Source organism: Oscillospiraceae bacterium (assembly GCA_015065085.1).
Classification (GTDB): domain Bacteria; phylum Bacillota; class Clostridia; order Oscillospirales; family SIG627; genus SIG627.
In genome coordinates, this window is record SVQW01000002.1 from 215,409 (window position 1) to 236,188 (window position 20,780).

16 protein-coding genes are annotated in these 20,780 nt (G+C 44.3%); 8 read left to right on the plus strand and 8 right to left on the minus strand.

Translation table 11 applies throughout. The features are described from left to right. Positions 1-11 precede the first annotated feature (11 nt). Both E7588_03510 and E7588_03515 read right to left on the minus strand, forming a co-directional pair. Complete coding sequence (locus tag E7588_03510; GenBank protein MBE6688330.1) at positions 12-2,594, minus strand: DNA translocase FtsK; 2,583 nt, start codon at positions 2,592-2,594, stop codon at positions 12-14. 81 nt (positions 2,595-2,675) lie between these two features. After that, positions 2,676-3,125, minus strand: a complete 450-nt coding sequence (locus E7588_03515; protein ID MBE6688331.1) for a hypothetical protein — start codon at positions 3,123-3,125, stop codon at positions 2,676-2,678. Positions 3,126-3,278: 153 nt separating this feature from the next. On the opposite strand from E7588_03515, the gene hflK reads away from it, so the two are divergent. The 8 genes from hflK (at position 3,279) to E7588_03555 (ending at position 14,031) form a co-directional block, all read left to right on the plus strand. Next, entirely contained in the window at positions 3,279-4,247 is a 969-nt protein-coding gene (gene hflK / locus E7588_03520; protein MBE6688332.1) for an FtsH protease activity modulator HflK, read from the plus strand. Then, a complete protein-coding gene (locus E7588_03525; protein MBE6688333.1) occupies positions 4,244-5,119 on the plus strand; it encodes a protease modulator HflC in 876 nt (291 codons plus the stop codon). Before hflK ends, E7588_03525 begins: the two co-directional genes overlap by 4 nt. Positions 5,120-5,165: 46 nt before the next feature. Then, the gene (locus E7588_03530) at positions 5,166-5,738 is read left to right on the plus strand and encodes a GNAT family N-acetyltransferase (protein ID MBE6688334.1); all 573 of its coding nucleotides are present in this window, start codon (positions 5,166-5,168) and stop codon (positions 5,736-5,738) included. Positions 5,739-6,161: 423 nt separating this feature from the next. Continuing rightward, complete coding sequence (locus E7588_03535; protein MBE6688335.1) at positions 6,162-8,090, plus strand: hypothetical protein; 1,929 nt, start codon at positions 6,162-6,164, stop codon at positions 8,088-8,090. Between the two features lie 319 nt (positions 8,091-8,409). Continuing rightward, positions 8,410-9,342, plus strand: a complete 933-nt coding sequence (locus tag E7588_03540) for a hypothetical protein (protein ID MBE6688336.1) — start codon at positions 8,410-8,412, stop codon at positions 9,340-9,342. Positions 9,343-9,465: 123 nt separating this feature from the next. Continuing rightward, positions 9,466-10,497 (plus strand): Gfo/Idh/MocA family oxidoreductase, encoded by a 1,032-nt coding sequence (locus E7588_03545; protein ID MBE6688337.1) that lies wholly within the window; start codon positions 9,466-9,468, stop codon positions 10,495-10,497. A gap of 99 nt (positions 10,498-10,596) precedes the next feature. Further along, positions 10,597-11,361 carry a sugar phosphate isomerase/epimerase gene (locus tag E7588_03550; protein MBE6688338.1) on the plus strand — a complete coding sequence of 255 codons (765 nt, stop codon included), beginning with the start codon at positions 10,597-10,599 and terminating at the stop codon, positions 11,359-11,361. 129 nt (positions 11,362-11,490) lie between these two features. Further along, positions 11,491-14,031, plus strand: coding sequence for an S-layer homology domain-containing protein (locus tag E7588_03555; protein ID MBE6688339.1), 2,541 nt, complete (start codon positions 11,491-11,493; stop codon positions 14,029-14,031). 57 nt (positions 14,032-14,088) lie between these two features. Here the strand turns inward: E7588_03555 and E7588_03560 are convergent, their stop codons facing one another. The 6 genes from E7588_03560 to rpoD (E7588_03585) form a co-directional block, all read right to left on the minus strand. Further along, complete coding sequence (locus E7588_03560) at positions 14,089-14,580, minus strand: Ureidoglycolate hydrolase (protein MBE6688340.1); 492 nt, start codon at positions 14,578-14,580, stop codon at positions 14,089-14,091. Between the two features lie 17 nt (positions 14,581-14,597). Next, a complete protein-coding gene (locus tag E7588_03565; protein MBE6688341.1) occupies positions 14,598-15,218 on the minus strand; it encodes a lysophospholipase in 621 nt (206 codons plus the stop codon). A 33-nt stretch (positions 15,219-15,251) separates the two neighbouring features. Further along, entirely contained in the window at positions 15,252-16,355 is a 1,104-nt protein-coding gene (locus E7588_03570) for an iron-containing alcohol dehydrogenase (protein MBE6688342.1), read from the minus strand. Between the two features lie 67 nt (positions 16,356-16,422). Further along, positions 16,423-18,237, minus strand: coding sequence for a hypothetical protein (locus tag E7588_03575; GenBank protein ID MBE6688343.1), 1,815 nt, complete (start codon positions 18,235-18,237; stop codon positions 16,423-16,425). A 188-nt stretch (positions 18,238-18,425) separates the two neighbouring features. Beyond that, a complete protein-coding gene (rpoD, locus tag E7588_03580; GenBank protein MBE6688344.1) occupies positions 18,426-19,559 on the minus strand; it encodes an RNA polymerase sigma factor RpoD in 1,134 nt (377 codons plus the stop codon). A 43-nt stretch (positions 19,560-19,602) separates the two neighbouring features. Beyond that, complete coding sequence (gene rpoD / locus E7588_03585; GenBank protein ID MBE6688345.1) at positions 19,603-20,769, minus strand: RNA polymerase sigma factor RpoD; 1,167 nt, start codon at positions 20,767-20,769, stop codon at positions 19,603-19,605. Positions 20,770-20,780 lie beyond the last annotated feature (11 nt).

Consider the following 20,780-nt stretch of genomic DNA (forward strand, 5'->3'; position numbering starts at 1 on the left):
TGTGATCTCCTTTATTCGGAATCGGAATTCATAAGCATCTCACTGTATCTTTCTCTGGATATTATGACCTGACGTGGTTTTGCTCCTGAGAAAGGACCAATGATACCAAGCTCGTACATATAGTCTACCAGACGCGCCGAGCGAGCATAGCCCAGCGACAGTCTGCGCTGAATGAGAGATGCGGAAATAGAGCCCATTTCAAAGGCTATTTCAATGGCGGGCTTGAGCATTTCATCACTGTCAAGAGTTATACCGCTTTCGCTCTTACCGCCTGCGGCACCCGCTTTACCCTTTTTGTCACCGCATTTTTCCGCTTCGGCTTCTATGCTGCGGATAACCTCATCGCTGTATTCTGCCTTGAGGCTGTCCTTTATAAAGCTTGTTACTGCCTCAACCTCGCCCTCGCTCACAAAAGAGCCCTGAACACGTAAAGGCTTAGAAAATCCAACAGGCGCATACAGCATATCACCGCGTCCTATAAGCTTTTCGGCACCCGAAATATCAATAATGGTTCGGGAGTCAACCTGGGAAGCAACAGTAAATGCTATACGTGAAGGAATATTTGCCTTGATAAGACCTGTGATGACGTCAACCGAAGGACGCTGTGTACCTATAATAAGGTGCATACCTGCGGCACGGGCTTTTTGCGCCAGACGACAGATAGAGCTTTCAACGTCATCTCTTGCCATCATCATAAGGTCGGCAAGCTCGTCGATAATTATGACGATATGCGGCAATGCCTCGCGTTCTTCGTAATATTTTATGGCTTCGTTATAGGATTTTATATCTCTTACGCCAACCTCTTCGATAAGCGCAAAACGGCGTTCCATCTCACCCACAGCCCAACACAGAGAACCTGCGGCTCGCTTGGGATCGCTTACCACGGGAACAAGAAGATGAGGAATACCGTTATATATACTCAATTCAACCTTTTTGGGGTCAATGAGAATCAGCTTAAGCTCATCGGGAGTCGCTTTATAAAGCATACTTACAATAAGGCTGTTGATACACACCGACTTACCCATACCGGTAGCACCTGCGATAAGAAGATGGGGCATTTTGGCAATGTCGCAGTAAATCGGCTTACCCGCCACGTCCATGCCGAGACAAGTGGTAAGCTTGCTCTTGCTGTCGGAAAATCCGCTGTTTTCAATAAGCTCGCGGACATATACTGTTGAAACAGTTTTATTTGGTATTTCAACACCCACCGCCTCCTGACCGGGAATGGGAGCTTCGATACGTACACCCGTAGCCGCAAGGTTAAGAGCAATGTCATCCGCAAGATTTATAATAGATTTTACCTTTATTCCTCTTTCGGGCTTAAGCTCGTAACGAGTTATGGTAGGTCCCTTTGAAATGTTTATTATCTCGGTATTTACTCGGAAGCTTTTGAGTGTTTCCACCAGCTTCTGACCAACCTGACGGTACATTTCCTCGGAATTGTAGGAAGCGTGCTCCTCCTTTTTGAGAAGCGATATGGGCGGAAATCTGTACTCCTGTACAGCAGGATCTGCAGGAGTGTCGGTTATGAGACTTTCTTTTTCTTCCTCTATTTCAGCTTCATCGTCTGCCGTAACCTCGGGAACAGGCTCGTCCTCAAGCTCACAGGAAACACTCTGTCCGTCGCTCTGACCAACCGTTGCCTCGCCCTCCATAGCTTCGGGGTATATGGTTTCGTCCGAAGGTATCAGCTGAGCATTATTCTTTTCATCCTTGCTCGGGTCATATGCAAAAATATTTACGAGCGTATCATTTATATCGCGTTCAACCTCGGGGTCGCATGCCTCCTTGGGCATACGGTCGCCCTTATTTTCAAGCTCCGTAAGTGGTTCATCCAGCTCTATTTCGGGGGCAGGAACATCGTCAATAGGAATATCCACCTCGTAATTTGTGCCTTTTTTCTTTTGCTTTTTAACCATTTCAAGCTGTCTCGGCTGTACGGGCTGAATATCCTGCTCCTCGTCCTCGTCATCTTCCACATCAATTTCGCGCTGAGAAATCTGCTTCACTGTATCTGCCGTGCTGACAAAAAAGCTTTTCACTCCGCGGACGATTTTACCGAAAATGTAAGCGGGGGTTTTACCGAATACCAGTGTCACAAAAACCAGTATTCCCACCGCCGCAAGTATTCCCACACCGAAAGGTCCTATGCACAACTCAAGTATGTTATAAACATACCCGCCCACAACACCGCCGCCATGAAGCTTTGTGCCTTGTGTATAGTGGTCAGAAAAGCCGTAGCCTCCGACGGGTGAAATAAGCGAGCAAATAACAGATATAAATACGATTGAGACTATCATGAACACCCACTTCTGACGGTGGACGTTATTTTTTATATTTGCATGATGGTAAATTGCCAGATACATGAGAAATACAGGTATAAAATACGCACCCCAGGAGAACATTCCAAGCAGGAACACTCCTATATATTTGGCAAATCCAACATAATCCCTTATGAACAAAGAAGCTGCCAGGAATATGGCGATAAAGCCCGTGATATAAGGTGCAAGCTGTTCGGACAACGTCGATTTATTTGCTGTTTTGAGATTTTTGGAGTTTTTCGCCGTTGGCTTTTTTCTTTTGGTTTCAGCCACTTTATCATCCCTTTTCAATAAGATAACTGCGGCGACTCGGTAACCGAGCCGCCGGAAAAGCACTAATTTTTTACTGTTTTATCAGCCTACGATACCGGGAACAAGAGAAACAAGCTGCTTCTTCATATCGTCAATCTGATCTGCGGCATCCTTTATAAACTCTTCAAACTGAGAGTAATCGGGATTTGCGATCTTGTTGTTTATGAGGTCAACAATCTGTGTGCCCAGCGATTTTACAGCTTCCTTAACCTCGCCTTCAGTCTTGGCTACGGTATCAACAGCAAGGTTAAACAGTGACTGAAGCTCTTTATACTTTTCTTCCAGCTCGGTTCTGGACTCCTCAGTGGACATTTCTGCGCCCTCAACGTCATATTCGTTTACGGGAACATCCTCTTCAACAGCCTCATCGTCACTCTGCTCTATCTGAGCATCGTCGGCGGGGTCAACAACCTCATCCTTATTGCAGGAAATAAGAGCGAACATAGAAGCCAGTACCAGTAAAGCCGCTATAATAAAAAGTTTTGTTTTCATGATTTTCTCCTTCGTATGTAGTAGTTTTTGATTACACATCTTTATTATACAACATATTTTCAAAAAATGCAAGTATTATACAAAAAAATATACCCTTGTAATAGTAAGTTCACAAAAAGGTGATAGAATTACATTTAGAAAGGATGATGAAAAATGGATAATAATTCCAATATCAATTTCAAAAACTATCGGCCTCCGGTAAAAATCAAAGGTTTTATCATTACCGCAATCGTGATAGTGCTGGCAATACTCATCGGCTCCACCTGCTGGTACACCGTCAACGACAAGCAGGAAGCTATTGTCACCACCTTCGGTAAGGTAACCGACGTTACTCAGGCGGGAATCCACTTTAAGCTCCCCTTCGGAATACAAAAGGTAGAGCTTGTGGATGTTAATATTATTCAGAAAATCGAGCTTGGATACCGCTCCGACTCCGGCAATAAGCCTGTCGAGAGTGAAAGCAAAATGATTTCGGGCGACTACAATATAGTAAATGTAGACTTTTTTATAGGCTACAAAATATCCGATCCGGTAAAATACCGCTATGCATCCCGTCAGCCCGCCGAGATACTGCGCAATCTCGCACAAAGCCAGATACGCAACGTAATCGGTTCCTTTGATGTGGACAGCATCCTCACCACCCACAAGGGCGAAATACAAAACCAGGTAAAAGAGCTTATAGTAGCGGAGCTTGCGGAATATGACATCGGACTCATGCTTACCGACATCAAAATTCAGGATGCCGAGCCGCCTACCGAAGCAGTCAATGAAGCGTTCAAAAACGTAGAAACCGCCAAGCAGGGCAAGGACACGGCAATAAATCAAGCATACGCCTACAAAAACGAGCAGATTCCTGCCGCAAATGCCCAGGCAGACAAGCTTCTTCAGAATGCGGAATATCTCAAGCAAAACCGTATCAACGAAGCCAACAAGCAGGTTGCCATGTTCAATGCCATGTTTAACGAATACACTCTCAACCCCGAAATAACAAAAATGAGAATGTACTACGAAGCCATTGAAAGCGTATTCCCGAATGTTAAAATTATTATCGACCAGACAGGCTCGGGCACACAGAAGCTTTTGCCCATTGACAGCTTTTTAACAGGAGGTGACGTGCAGTGAAAAAGTTTATTATAATCGCAATTGTTATGCTAATTATCATAGGTGCGGTAGCTCTTTCATGTCTGTACACCGTCGCCGAAAATCAGTACGCCTGCCTCGTAAGATTTTCTAAAATAATCGATGTTCAGGATACCGCAGGGCTTCACTTCAAGCTTCCCTTTGTGGATACTGTCAGATATTTTCCAAAAACCATCATGATATACGACATTGCTCCGTCGGAGGTTCTTACAAAGGACAAAAAGAGCATGACGGTGGACAGCTATGTACTGTGGAAAATAAGCGATCCGCTCACCTTCTACAAAACCCTTGGCACCACAAACGAAGCGGAAAACCGTCTTGACGTAACCACTTACACTGCCTTCAAAATCACTCTCGGCGCCATCGACCAGCAGGAAATAATCAATCAGGAAGAGGGCGCAAAGCGTAACCAGATATACAATGACATCACCAATCAGGTTACCCAGAGCATCAATTCCTACGGCATCGAGGTGGTGGACGTAAAGCTTAAACGCCTTGACCTGCCCGCAGACAACGAGCAGGCGGTGTACACTCGTATGATTTCCGAACGCAATCAGATGGCGGCAAGCTTCACCGCCGAGGGTAACGAGGAAGCCACCAAAATACGAAATGAAGTTGACCGCACGGTTAACATCATGATTTCCGATGCACAGCTTGAAGCAGAGCGCATAATAGCCGAGGGCGAAGCGGAATACATGCGTATCCTCGCTCAGACTTACAGCTCACCCGAAAAACAGGAGTTCTACAACTTTATCCGTGCACTGGATGCACTGAAAATCTCTCTTTCAGGCGGCGACAAAACGGTTATACTGGGCGCCGACTCTCCCCTTGCAAAGGTAATCAACAATAAATAACGGAAAGAGCGCGGGCGGACATTATGTTCGCCCGCAATTAAATATTATGTTTAAAAATCTGTTTTGGCAGTTACGCGATTTTCCTGTTCTGGAAACTCCCCGCCTCACTCTGCGTCAGCTTCTCCCGCGTGATAAGGACGATATGTTTGAATACGCGCAGAATCCCGAAATCACAAAATACCTTTTGTGGTACGAGCACGAGAACGTGCAATTCACCGCAAAATATTTAAAGTATCTCCAGCCCCGCTACCGCCGCGGCGAATATCACGATTGGGCTATTGTAAATAATGAGGAAAACAAAATGATAGGAACCGCGGGCTTTGTCACCTTTGATACCGAAAACAATGCCGCCGAAATCGGATATGTCATTTCACATAAGTACCATAATCTCGGCTACGCCACCGAAGCGGTCAAGCGTATTATAAATTTCGGCTTTGAAGAGCTGGCGCTCAACCGCATTTTCGCACGCCATATAGCGGGCAATGATGCCTCGGGCAGAGTAATGCAGAAATGCGGCATGACCTTCGAGGGAATTCAGCGAAGCTCCATGTACATTAAAGAACGCTATCGCGATATCGCCCTGTATGCCATCACACGTGAGGATTATTTCGGCAACTGAACTCCGGCGACAAACAGTAAATATCCGCGTACAACAATTCCGATAAATCCATTTCGGAATAAACTTTATAAAGCTCCGTAAAACATTACAAAATATGTTAAATCAGAGAGAACTGAACAAAAAATATCAAAAAGTATAACAAAATTCATGAAAAAACTTCAAAATTCTGAATATTGATATTGAAAAACATAAAAATGTGTGATATACTTATATCATCAATATATGTCATTTTTGAGCGCTTAAGGCGGAATTGTTAAACCCAATAGTATTCATTAAACCAAAGGGTACCCTTTGGTTTATGTGCAATGTATTGCACATCGTTTTTCCGATGTAACATCCGGGCGGATTTTACATAAAATTTGGGACAAGTGTTTCTGATACAAAACACAATCCAAACTAAAAAATTATCAAGGAGAGACAAAAATGAAAGCAAAAAATCTTTTCAGACTTTCACTCTTAGTTGCAGTTCTTTGCGCGTTGCTTGCCATCACCACACTGGCAGCAGACCCCGCATACCCTGCAAAAGTCATCACTTTTGACGGTACAAACACTGCCGGCTTCGGTTTGCCCGTTGTTTACAGCACTTCCAGATCTAATGCCAGCTTTTTCGTAAACGATAACGGCAATTTCGTAAACCGATTTGAAATAACCGGTTACGGTGATGACACCGACTTTGCATACGGTGTAAGTACAGGTTTCAGTCTTAACGATTACCCCTATATGAAAATCAAGTCAAGCACAACTTTTACAGTACCTGTTGTTATTTATCTTAACGGCTGGAGCATCAACTCAGTTCTGTATAACTGGACTACCGGAGACAAGGTTACAACCTTTAACTTCTTCAACGGTGACGGGTATACCGCTTGCGACGCATCTTTCAATCAGTCGGATGCAACAAGTTTAAATTTTTCAACCATAGACTTCAGAGTGCTCGGAAACGCATCAAGCGACCAGTCAAAGAGCATTGGTACACTTGATTTTGAGTATATCGCTTTCTTCCATACTTATGATGAAATGATGGCTTACAACGGTCCCGAAGCAAAAATCGGTGAAAACGAAAAATTCAACGAAGATAATTTCAGCATTGCAACTTATGCAAACTCCTTCGTAGGCGGTGCAACAGTTTCCGACGTTGTAATAGCTGACGGCAAGCTCAGCGGTAAAATCAACAACTTCAATGTTACCGTTCCTTATGAAGTGAAGTACCCCACAAAGGTTATCGCTTTTGACGGAAACGAAGATAATGTTCAAATCAACCTGCCTGTTCTTTATAATTTTGCAAACACCGATGCAAGCATTTATGTAAAAGAAGGTAAATTTATCAACAGATTCACCAACGATGTTGACGTGGCTACTGATTTTGCATTAGGTGTTACCGAAAGCATCAAGCTTAACGATTATCCTTACATCAAGGTTAAATCCAACACCGACATGACTGCGGCAATACAGTTTTACGTTAATGGAACCAATTATGTTACCACTTTAAGAAACTGGGATCAGCAAGGCGAAAAAGTACAGACCTTCAATTTCTTCAGTGGCGAAGGATACACACCTTGCAGCGCAAGCTTCTCCGGCAACGGTGGTAGCTTTGAAGGTGATATCTACTTCACAAGCGCTCAATTCCATGTATTGGATAACTACAATATCTCTAATGGTTTCCTTGATATCGAGTACATCGCATTCTTCCACAGCTACGACCAGATGATGGCTTACGAAGGTCCCGAGGCTAATACCGATCCTTTCAACGAGGCGACTTTCTCACTTGAAAAATACACAAAGGGATCTTTTACAAATGGTAAAGATGCTGCCATCTCTACAATGACCATCGGCGACGGAGTTGCAACCGGCAGAATCGGCGCAAGCAATTATGACATTGCAGTAACCATTCCTTTTGAGGCGAATGATTACGGCATGACAGTTGAAAATCTGGGCGCACAGATTCGTGTTGATGACGTTGACGATGAAGCCATCAGCGAAAAGGCTCTGCGTTTCGGTACAAAGCTTAACTATGACACTGCAAACACAGCTCTTGAAGATGTTGTTTACGGTGCGATAGTAGGCACTCCCGGCTCCACTCCCAAGAAGGAATACGGTGCAAACAATGCTCCTCTCAACTTCCACAATGCGAAGAATTTCGAGACTAAAGAGGACGGAATTTACTTCAACACTGTTGTAACAGGTATTCCTGCCGATCAGATCACAACTCAGGTTAAGGTAACTCCTTTCATTACCTACACTGTTAACGGCGGCAACTACACCCGTTACTTTGCACCCATCATACGCAGTGTACAGAATGTATTGGATGCACTTGCCGACAACGCTGAAACCGAGTGGGATGTCGAAGAAATCTAAGCCAACCCAAGTATCACTTTGAGAATTGACAGCTCAGTATTTATACAAACAAAAAGTCGTGGGGAAACCCACGGCTTTTTGTTTGTTGTCATGTGAAACAACAACGTAGGACGGTAAAGCCTCCTTGCCTAAAGGGAGCGGAGGGATTCAAACTCTCCCTGTTCAAGACAATAAACGGGAGATTCATGAATCTCCCCTACATGTCATTCTGAGCGAAACAACAAAGTATGGCAAAGTGCGAAGAAGCGCAAAACAGCTATTGAAAAAACTCGAAATATGGTGTATAATACGGTTATGATATTATTAAAAGAGGTACGACATGAAAACTTACATCACAATCGATGGCGGAACCACGAATACAAGAGTAAACCTCGTACAGGACAAAAAGCTTATAAAGAGTGAAAAAATATCCATGGGCGCAAAAGACTGCATCGGCGGAAACGGAGAATTGAAAAAAAGAATAGAAGAAAAAATCATTTTTCTTTTATCTTTTGGAAAAATAGAAAAGTCCGATATAACAGCGGTCATCGCCTCCGGCATGATAACCTCGGAATACGGCTTATGCGAATTAAAGCATCTCGATGCTCCCGCGGGAATGAAAGAGCTGCATGACGGTATAAAAAAGGTGTTTTTTCCCGAAATATGCGGGCTTGAAATAAACTTTATCCCGGGTGTAAAGGTGGGTGCAGATTCGCCCGAAACCGCCGACATGATGCGCGGTGAGGAAACGGAGCTTTACGGTCTTTACGACGGAAGCGACGGTGTATATGTACTGCCCGGCTCACACTCAAAGCTTATTGCAACAGACAAAAACGGGCGTATCTCTGATTTTAAAACAATGCTTACGGGTGAAATGATAGCGGCTTTAAGCGGAAACACCATTCTCAAAGATGCGGTTGATCTGTCGGTTTCGGAATACGACAGGGAGTATCTTATAATGGGCTACAATTACTGCATGGCACAGGGAATAAACAATGCGCTGTTCAAAACCAGGATATTGAAAAATCTTTTTAAGAAAAACACGGTTCAGACATACAGCTATTTCATGGGAGTTGTGCTGACTGCCGAAATTGAGGCATTGAAAAAATACGGCAAGGACAATATTATTATCGGCGGAAAAAGCCAGATAAAATATGCCATGAGTGATATTATAAAAGCAGTATGCAGTCTCAATGTCACCTGCGTTTCGGACGAAGCGGTAGACAGTGCGGTTGCGCTGGGTGCGGTAAAGGTATTTGAATACGGAGAATGAATTTTACCATAAATTTAAAATTACACCCGGTATATAGTATTTTGTTATTTACTTTTCGGAAATTTTTGTTATAATATCAACGTAAATCAATTTTAAAAATAAATAATCTGAAAGGAATAAAAAATGAAAAAGCCCATCAGACTTGGAACAATCGGTCTCGGACGTGCCGGATATTCAATGCACCTGAAAGAACTCAAAGGTAAAGAGGATATGTTCACCTTTGCCGCGGTGTGCGACCTCGAAGAAGACCGTCGAGAAAACATGAAAAATCTTTACGGATGCAAGACATACGTAAATGCCGAGGATCTGGTAGAAGACCCCGATGTTGATGTTGTTGTGGTTGCTACACGCTCCTGTGACCATTTCAGACATGCTAAAACTGCGCTCGAAGCAGGAAAGATCGTATTCCTGGAAAAGCCCATCTGTACCAATTATGCCGATGCAAAGGCTCTTATGGAGCTGGATGCAAAAAACGGCGAACAGAAGCTTTTTATACGCCATAACCGCCGTTTTGAAGCAAAGTTCATGCAACTGAACAAAATAATCGACTCCGGCATTCTGGGCGATGTATATTTGGTACGCCGCAACACCTCCAACTATGAATTGAGACACGACTGGCAGACACTCAGTCAGTACGGCGGCGGACAGCTTCTCAACTGGGGTCCGCACATCGTTGACCAGGCGCTGAGATTCTGTGGCGGCGACTACAAGAGTCTGCACTCTATTACACGTCAGATTGCGGCATCCGGCGACTGTGAAGACTATGTACGCGCTGTATTTACAGGCATAAACGACCGAATCGTTGAAATTGAAATCGGCGGTGGAACAGCACTTCGTATGCCGGAGTACATAGTATACGGTACAAGAGGTGCGCTGGTTGACAAGGGTGCCACCTATACCATCAAGCACCTGCCTGCAGATTACGAAATCCCCCACCCCGTTTCCAGTGCACACACTCCCAAGGATGCAAAATTTGGACCTGCTATCCAGTTACCCTTCGTTACCGAAGAACTGACCTGGGATACCAACGACCTGGATCACACCTGGGTTTATCTGTACGAAACACTGTGTGAGGGCAAGCCTTACCCCATCAAGAACGAGGAAGCGTTGATGGTTATGAAGGCAATTCAGGAAATCAAAGATCAGAACGCATAGTTTTTGCAATGTTTTGTGTAGAAAACACATTGACTTCAACATTGCGATACAGTATAATTCACATATTGTGTTATATTAATTATTCAAAGGAGTACTAAAATGAAAATAGGCGCACAACTTTACACGGTTCATGACTATACAAAAACTCTTGAGGATTTTGCTGACGCACTTGCAAAGGTTGCCGATATGGGTTATACCTCCGTTCAGGTTTCCGGTACATGTGCATATGAGCCCGAATGGCTGGCGGCAGAGCTTAAGAAAAACGGTCTTACCTGTGACCTTACTCACACTGACTTTAACGTTCTTAAGGCTGATCCCAAAAAAGCTGTTGAAAATCACAATATATTCGGCTGTAAGTATATTGGTGTAGGCGGATACGGCCCTTTCTATCATGAAGGTGTTGCCGGTGTGGAAAAATTTATGGCTGAAGCACCTGCCGTTGCAAAAACCATAAAGGATATGGGTAAAAAATTTTTCTATCACAACCACGCACACGAATTCAAGCCCGAAAACGGTACTTATGTTTTTGAACAGCTTGTAAAGAATTTCGGAGCCGATGAATTGGGCTTCACTCTGGATGTGTATTGGGTTGCGGAAGGTAAGCACGACCCCTGCGAGTGGCTTAGAACACTTAAGGGACGTGTTCAGTGTATCCACTTTAAGGATATGGCCTGCGACAGCGAGGGTAAGCACATTTTCGCCCCCGTTGGAAGCGGTATTCTTGATTTTGACAAAATCATTCAGGCTTCTTACGATGCACAAGTTGAATATGCCTTTGTTGAGCAGGATAACTGTTACGGCGAGGATCCATTTGAATGTCTTAAAAAGAGCTACGAGTTCCTTAAATCAAAAGGACTTAACTGATAGTTGCAAAAAAGCGGTGTACCGAATTTCGGTACACCGCTTTTTGTATATTGACAAATAGAGTATAATGTGGTATAATTATAATGTTATAGTGTGTGTTTGATTATTATTTCGAACAATGGGGTAATTATGAAGAAGGTTATTTTATATACAGCTCTCATATTTGTGATGCTTACTTGCGTATCGGCGATTGAGTATTCATCAGACGGCTTTTACTGGGATTTCAGTGATGAAGCGCAAAGCAAAGAATGGCTGGCAAGCGGTGGATTTTCAAGTTTTGAGACGGGTATTTACATTTTCACTTCCACTTCGACAGACCCACAGCTGAAGTATCACTTTATCGAAAACAGCTTTGAGGCATTGGAATATCCGTATTTCGCTTACCGATACAAGGCGCACACCTCCAAAAAAAGCAGTGCCCTCTTCTGGACAAATGAAACATATACCGTTTTTACTGATGTGGCGGATGCCAACAGACTTCCCATAGTGCCGGACGGTGCTTGGCATAGTGAGATTGCAGACCTGCGCGAAGCAGAAAAAAACGACGGTACCTGGAGCGGAACGATAACCTCTGTCCGTTTTGACCCTATAAACCTGTGCAATGAAAATGATTATATATACCTGTCTTGTGTGGGCTTTTTCAAAACTGAGGAGGCGGCAAAGCAATTTTTGAACGGTGTGAAGGAAACATATAAATTTGATGTTCTCACCACTTTCAGAGATAATATGCAGTGTTCCTATGTCCCTGCGGGAGTTTTGAAGGATGGATATGACAGAACCGATTATCTCATTCTCGATACTTCGGCTGAGGGTAATGTGGTAATGTATACCGATGAAAACGGTGAACAAAGGGTTGTTCCGCTGTCCCACATCAACAAGGGGGGCTTTATCAGCTTTTCGCCTAACCGCAAGGCTGATTATGTGCTTGGAACAAGCAGTGTTCAGTTTTCTGATATTGATACTCACTGGGCGAAGGAATCAATAGAATATGTCTCTCAGAGAAAGATTTTCGGCGGAACGGCTGCCAATATATTCAGCCCCGATATGCCTTTGACCAACGGAATGTTTGTTACGGTTATGGGCAGGCTTGACGGAGCGGACGGCACAACAACCGGGATGTATTTTGAACCGTATCTTGACCATGTAATGCAAAAAGGATATTATGATGGTACCGTAACAGACTTTTGCCCCGAAGAGGCAGTTACCCGTCTTGAAGTGGCAAAAATGTTGGATAAATTCATATCCTGTGCAGGATATAATATTTTAAATAACTATACCTGCAATTTTTCCGATATTTCAGCTTTGAGTAACAGTGACCAGGCGGCAGTGAACAGTATTTGTGCGTACGGCATAATGAACGGACGTGACAAGGATAATTTTGACCCATACGGCATTATGACCCGCGGCGAAGCGGCAGAGCTTGTAGAAAATCTTATAAAATCCGTTCTGAATGTTAAAATCGATTCGCCATATACTGACGAATATTTCCGCCGTGACCGCATCAAGCTGGGTACAAAGGGAAGCTTTGAGCCGTATTTTGTTATGGACACCGAATATATGAACCGTGTCAAGGACTGTGGATTTGACTGGATAATTGCAACGGGAGCCGTTTCGGGCGGTGAAATAGGCAGTGCGCTTTTGAATTTTGCGGATAAAAACGGCATAGAGGTATACCTTACTGATAATGCCCACAAGGATTATTCAAACTCATTGGAATTTTGCGAGCGCCCCAGCTACACGGGAACATATGTTTTTGATGAGCCGGGTGTTGATGAAATGGCACAGCTTGCCGAAATTGCCAATGATTATCTGGAAAATACAGGCAGAGACCCTCATGTCAATTTGCTTCCGCTGTACGCAAGCGACGCACAGCTTAAATACGGAGCAAATACCGATAAAACGTATACTTCCGACGACCACTATCAGTTCTACTATGAATATGCCAAGAACTGGGGCGAGCTGGCGGATGCAGACTTTATGTGCGTGGATATATACCCTCTCAAAACCTCGGGCACGTATAAAGATTATGTGGAAAGCATAAATCTTTTCGCCCGTGCCGCACGCGATACAGAAAAAGAGTTTTATGCGTATATTCAGTCATACGGTTGGACTGATGGTAAGCGTAATGCCAATTTGCGTGATTTCAGATTTCAGGTTTACAGCATGCTGTCCTTTGGCTGTAAGGGACTTATCTACTGGTCGTACACATCTCAGGGAAATTATGACATCTATTCACTGGTAGACAAGGACGGCGAGCCTACCGAAATCTACTACGCGGCGCAGACCTCGTTGCAGGAGCTTAAAAAGCTTTCAGACATTTACTGCTCCTACGATAATATAGGCGCCTTCAATCATAATTGCACAGATGCTACGCCATATCTGAAAATGACAAATCCCGTTTCTTTCCCCGCGATAAGCAAAATCAACAGTCAAAGCCCGCTTCTTATCGGTTGCTTTGAAGCTAAAGAAGGCGACGGAAAGGCATTTACACTTGTGAACATGAACGAGCTTCTGGAAAACAAGAGTGCTGATGTAAGCTTCAAAATCAGCGGATACACCAAAGTCACAGCATATCTCAAGGGCGAGCCCGCGGTGCTGACAGCAAATGATGGTATGTACAGCATCAGCCTTGAGCCCGGCGAAGGCGTTTTCATAACATTGGATAAATAACATCATAAATAAAAGTCTCCGTTTGGAAAACCAAACGGAGACTTTTATTTACACGATTTATGTTACTATCTCAAACTGTTCATCTGTTTTGAGGTCAATAACCGTGCAGTCGTTAGCGTAGGTGCATTCGGGAAGAATTATCATGGCGGTCAGAATGTCCTTTGTTGCGGGCAGGGGGGCAAGATGCCATATTGCCGCATTCATTTTGATAAGGGTATTCTTTGGCACGATAAATGCTTTAACATGGTCGGTCACCACAGCACCTGCCGAAGCGGGTGCACAGTGCAAGATCATGTCATCATCAAGAGGAAGAATCATTTCCCACGTGGTAGTGTGATACTCCTGCTGAGTTATAACCATTTTTTCGGGCTTTTTTACGGTAATAGGAGAAAATCCCACACGGTGATTGCTGTCTGCTGTTACGCGGTCAGGGTAAAACTTATGAAGTTCTCCGCAAAGTGCGTATCCATCGGGAGTGTCCATGCGGTAAAACTGACCGAACGGTGCAAAATTTTCATGAGTTAGCGGAACCGCTTTTATCTTTTTCATTTTTATTACCTTTCAAATTATAAAGTCTTAAATGCCTTTATCCATTCGTTTTTGATGTATTCATGTCCCATAGGAGTGGGGTGAACACCATCATGAAGCCAGTAGCTTGGTTCAACATTTTTGCATCTCTCGTCGAAGCCCTTCTGGAGTCTGACAAAGGGAAGGTTATATTTCTGTGCTATTTTTTCGGCCATCTGAGAACGCTTCTTGACCTGAAGGTCGAATTCTTCCCAGTTATCCTGAGTGCCGGAGCCCTTGAGAACAAACGGCTCAAGTATCATGATTTTTATGTCGGGAAGAGCCGCTTTCACCTCTTCAATAAGCATATCATATATTCTGAAATACTTTTCGGCATCTACACCGTTGGGGGATTCAGCAAATTCATGCCATACATCGTTCACACCGATAAGTATGCTCATCACATCCGGCTTAAGGTTTATAATATCGTTTTTTATACGTGCGTAAAGGTCAACAATACGGTTTCCGCTGATACCGCGGTTAAAAAATTCATACTTGCCGGGTGCCTCAAATCCAAGTGCTGACTTTACAAGCAAAGGATATCCAACTCCCACATAACCATCGCTGTCGCGTGCACGTCCTGCATCTGTGATGGAATCTCCCTGAAATAAAATTCTCATAATCGTTCTCCTTTTATGTTTAAATCTAAGTTTTTATTGGAACAGTTTTTTGTATATTGCGCGTATTTCGTCGGTGTTTATTTTATAAAAGCTGTTGGTGTAATTCTTTGCTTTTCCGGTAAGTTCAATAAATTTCTCTATCTCCGCATCGTCAAATTTCATATCCACGCATGACATGAGGGGGATTTCATGCTTCAAGGTCTCGCCATCGGTTCCTATATAGTCATACAGTATGCGGCAACGCTGAGGGTTTGCCATTTCGTTATAACTCAGATATTCGCCCGTGAAAGCGGCACAAGCCATACCATGAGGAACACCATGCAGAAGTGTAAGGTTATAACCCATTGGATGCGGGAAGCCGGTACCTGTTGTATTTATGGCAATACCTGCCGCACAGGAAGCATCAAGAAGCTCCTGCTTGAGCTGAACATCCACATCTCCGCCTATATATATCTCGTTCAGATTTCTCCAGATAGCTCTTGCGGCATAAAGGGCAAACAGCTCGGAAGCATCCGTAGACTTTGGAGAAAGGAAGGATTCCACCGCATGACAGAAAGCATCCAGCGCAGTACTGAGTGTATATCGCGGAGACAGCGACATAGTATAGCGAACATCCAGAAAGGCGTGTTTGGGATAAGACATGGGGTTATTGAAGGTTTGTTTTTTGACACCGCCCTGCAATGTAAGCACCGCATAGGGGTTAACCTCGCTTCCCGTCCCTGCAGTGGTAGGCACAGCAATTATGGGAAGAGAGTTATTTGTCAGCTTTGAAGCATCGAAAATATCCTCCATTTCACTTAACTGCCTGTTTGCTGCATAAGCACTTACCGCCTTGCAAGCATCCAGTGCGGAGCCGCCGCCTATTCCGATTACAAATTCTGCTCCAAACTCAGCGGCGAGCCTTCCGCCCTCAAAGCAATCGGAAATTGCGGGATTTTCACTTATTTTATCAAAATGCAGATACTGAGTGCCGTTTTGGTCCAGCACTTCGCATATATCTGCCAGTGCACCGCTGGCACGGGCGGAGTTCTTTCCGCTGACTATTATGCACTTTTTGCCTAGTCCGAAAGCATCGGCGTTATTTTTTACGCATCCGATTCCGGAGTGAATTTTTGTGGGCATATAGAAATTAAACATACATTTCTCCTCGGAAACTTAAAAGAGGTGCTGTAAAACTACAACACCTCCTTTTGAATGTAAAATATTACTTATTCTTGTTGCTTACTATATATGAAGTAAGGTCTTTTTCCTCGATGGTTACATTCGCAGGAATTGTTGTCTTGTAAGCATCAAACTGCATTGCCCATTCGGAAGGAATATCGTCCTCTCCGTTGAGGAATGCTTTAATTCCCGGAACATTGTCATTTATGTATCCGCGGTTAAGTCTGCTGGCAACACGAGAATATGTCAAATCGGGGTTAGGCACACCCTGTCTGAGGGTTTCAAAAACACCGTCGGAATATTCCGTATAGTAGTCAATCGCATTCTGTCCTGCCTCGTCAAGTTCTACCTGGAATGCCAGGAAGCCGTGACGCTTAACACCGAAGTTCTTGGCTACTGCCTTTGCAACATAGTCGGGATCCATGCCCTCATCCAGGAGACCGATAAAGGTGTTACCGGATTTCATGAAGTCCATCATATACTCGTCATTAAGACGAGTGATGGTATTATCGGGATTTACACTGTAGTTAACACCTTCAACACCAAAGGTGAAAATGTTTTTGAAGGATGCATCGGTATACAGCATCTCCAGTATTTCCATGCAACGCGCGGGGTACTTGGAATAAGCACTTATAGCATACATAGCGCCGAGAGTATTTTCGGTGGTCGCTCTTGCAGTCTTATAAACCTCAACGATGTAGCCTTCCTCTTCCCATCTCTTAACGTCCTGCTCGTTACCCTTGCGGATATCGGCAGCAAAACGCATTCCGGTGGTGTCTGCACCTTCATCGGGCAAGAAGCCGTATTCGCGGAAGTCGGACATTATTTCAAAGAAGTTTGTTACAACGAATTCACCGTAAGTGCTACGGCAGTTAACAGGAACGTATTCACCGAATTCGGGGTTGGTTATACCAATGGGATGACCGATGATATTATCGTAAAAATCATAACCCTGAACTTCCTCGGGTGCCTTGAGAAGCGGAATTACATCCGGCTCATTTGCCTTGACATCTGCCAGGAAGGATTCAATATTCGCGAAGTTCATAATCTGGGTGGTATCGAACTGATACTTTTCAACCAGCTCTCTGTCCAGCAGGCAGTAAGTTGTATCTGCATCAATACCTTTGTTAATGGGAAGTCCGTAGGTGGAACCGCCTATCTTCGCTGCGGAAAGCAAAGTGGGATGTATGTAATCGGTAAGGATCTTTGAATCAAGCTTAAGGTACTCATCCAAAGGAACAATAACAGGTTCGGGCTGTGCGTTAATGCTTGCCATGTAATGAGTGAAGTCGGAAATCAATACGATATCCACCTGATCCTCATCAACAGGTTCTGCTACCGCTTCGCCTGCCTCTATTGCCGCAGCCAGCTTTGCCGCTGCCTTAGCCTCTGCCTCAGCCTTTTCCTTTGCTGCTTTTTCTGCAGCCGCGCTCTTTGCGCTCTGCTCAGCTTCGGTAAGAAGCTTGTTCATCTTCTTATCAACTCTGTCGCCGATTTTCTTTGCGCCCTCGCAGAATTTAGCAACATCCGCATCGTGCTGAAGCTTTACATACTTAGCCTCAAGAATGTCTCTGTACTCGGATTCGTCGTACAGCTTAAGCTCCAGAGTTGTGGCATATTCGCTTTCAGAAAAACGGTTGAGACGCTTTTCCACCTCATCAATTGCCTCGGGAGTTGTAGTTTTGCCCGTGATACCGTAAACGGTAAGAGTGATGGGCTTTCTGGTGGACAAGGTTTCTCCGATGTCTGCTGTTATTTCTTTGTCATCGGAGCATGAAGTAAACATCATGCACACTGCGGAAAGCATCATTACTGCCGCAAGCAGCATGGTGACTGTTCTCTTTAAATTGCTTTTCATTAAAAGATCCTCCTAACAGATTGAAAAACGTATATTAATTTACACCCTATATTTTACACCAAAAGCTGAAATATGTCAAGTTACTTTTTTATTAATAGCCTTGGGCATTTTATCCGAATAAATGGGTACTTTTTCGTCATTAAGTACAAATTCAATGCTTTTTTCAAAGCTCGACAAATTTCGCGCCGTTAATCCAGAAAATCCTTGAGCTTTCTCGAGCGGGTATACTGTCGCAGTTTTCGCAGTGCCTTTGCCTCTATCTGACGGATACGCTCACGTGTTATGTTGAATATAAGACCCACCTCTTCAAGCGTGTATGCTCTGCCGGTGTCAATTCCGAAGCGAAGCTTTAATATCTGTTCTTCACGCGGTGTAAGAGTGTGAAGTGCATTGTTGAGCTGCTCACGCAAAAGATTGAAGCTGGCGGATTCGGAGGGCGACATAGCATCGCTGTCGGGGATGAAATCACCCAGATGGCTGTCATTTTCCTCGCCTATCGGCATTTCAAGCGAAACGGGCTCCTGAGCAATTTTCATTATATCGCGCACTTTGGTGGAGGACATGCTGAGCGCCTCACCTATTTCGTCATATGTAGGCTCTCTGCCGTTTTCCTGCATAAGCTGACGCGATGTACGCAGTATTTTATTGATAGTCTCCGACATATGTACGGGAACACGTATGGTTCTGGACTGGTCGGAAATCGCACGCGTTATGCTCTGACGTATCCACCAGGTTGCATACGTGGAAAATCTGAAGCCCTTGGTATAATCAAACTTTTCCACAGCCTTTATAAGGCCCAGGTTTCCCTCCTGAATAAGATCGAGAAGATTTATACCGCGTCCCATATAACGCTTGGCTATGCTTACGACAAGACGCAGGTTTGCTTCCACAAGTATCTGTTTCGCCTGCTCATCCCCATCAAGTATGCGCTCAGAAAGATCATTTTCAGCCTCAATGGACAAAAGCGGTATTTTACCTATATCCTTAAGATACAGTCTGATATGATTATCTGCAGCAGGATCATCCATCTGATTTTCCACATCTGCCATATCCACGTCCACATCATCCATAACACCATCTGAAACGCCATCAATCTCGTCAATAAGTGCGTCGTCATTTATCAGGTCGGTAAAATCCTCGGTATCGCTTATTTCAATACCCAGTTCTTCAAGTGTTTCATAGATTTTTTCGATTTGCTCCACTTCAAAGCCTGCGGTTTCAATAAGCTCCGCTATGGCGCCGTTGGTTACATATCCCGCTGCTTTTGCTTTTGCTATAAGCTTTGCAACTGCCGGGTTCTTTAAATCCTCTGTATTTGACATAATTTTTATTGCATATCAAAAGATATGCCGTCCTTTCGTTGGATTAGGAATTAAGGTAGCCTTTAAGACGATTGGCGCGCCTGGGATGGCGCAGCTTTCTGAGCGCCTTCGCCTCTATCTGTCTGATTCTTTCACGTGTAATGTTGAATACAACACCCACTTCCTCGAGGGTGTGAGACTTTCCGTCCTCCAGGCCGAAGCGCAGACGCAATACATCTGCCTCACGCTTGGTAAGTGTGTTAAGAACTTCCTCCAGCTCGTCGTGAAGCATGGAGCTGTTGGCAGCATCCGCAGGTGCCAATGCATCATCATCAGGTATAAAATCTCCCAAGTGGCTGTCTTCCTCTTCACCTATGGGTGTTTCCAGCGAAACAGGCTCCTGAGCTATTTTCATTATCTCACGTATTTTATCTGCAGGCTTGTTGAGTACTCCGGCAATTTCATCAATGGATGGTTCTCTGCCCAATTCCTGCATAAGTTGTCGGGAAACACGCAGTACTCTGTTTATAGTCTCCACCATGTGCACAGGTACACGTATGGTTCTCGCCTGGTCTGCTATGGAACGTGTTATTGCCTGGCGTATCCACCAGGTGGCATAGGTGGAAAATTTGAATCCCTTCTGGAAATCGAACTTTTCAACCGCCTTCATAAGTCCGAGATTTCCTTCCTGTATAAGGTCAAGGAAATACATTCCGCGTCCCACATATCTCTTGGCGATGCTTACTACCAGTCTGAGGTTGGCTTCCACAAGTATCTGCTTTGCCTGCTCATCTCCGCCCGACATACGCTCCGCCAACTCCTGTTCATATGCCGAATCCAGAAGCGGCACCTTTCCTATTTCCTTGAGGTACATTCTGACGTGGTCCTCGACCATTATGCCGTCTGCTGAAGCATCGTACTCGGAATCTCCCTGTTCCATGGTAATATGCATATCATCCGCGGACATTTCATTGTAGTTAAGGTCGTCGATATTTTCAAGGTGTGAAAGGTCGTCGTCAATATAGCTTATTACCTCGACCCCTGCCGCCTCCAGTGCGGAATACAGCTTTTCAATCTGCTCGACGTCATCGTAGCCCACATGCTCCAGAGCATCCAGTATTTCCTCATTGGAAATAGTTCCCTTGGCTTTGGCTTTTTCTATAAGCTCACGAAACTCATATTTTTCTGTTGTCTTTACTTCCTCTGCTGTCGTCTGTTTTTTCTGTGCCATTGTGACCATCC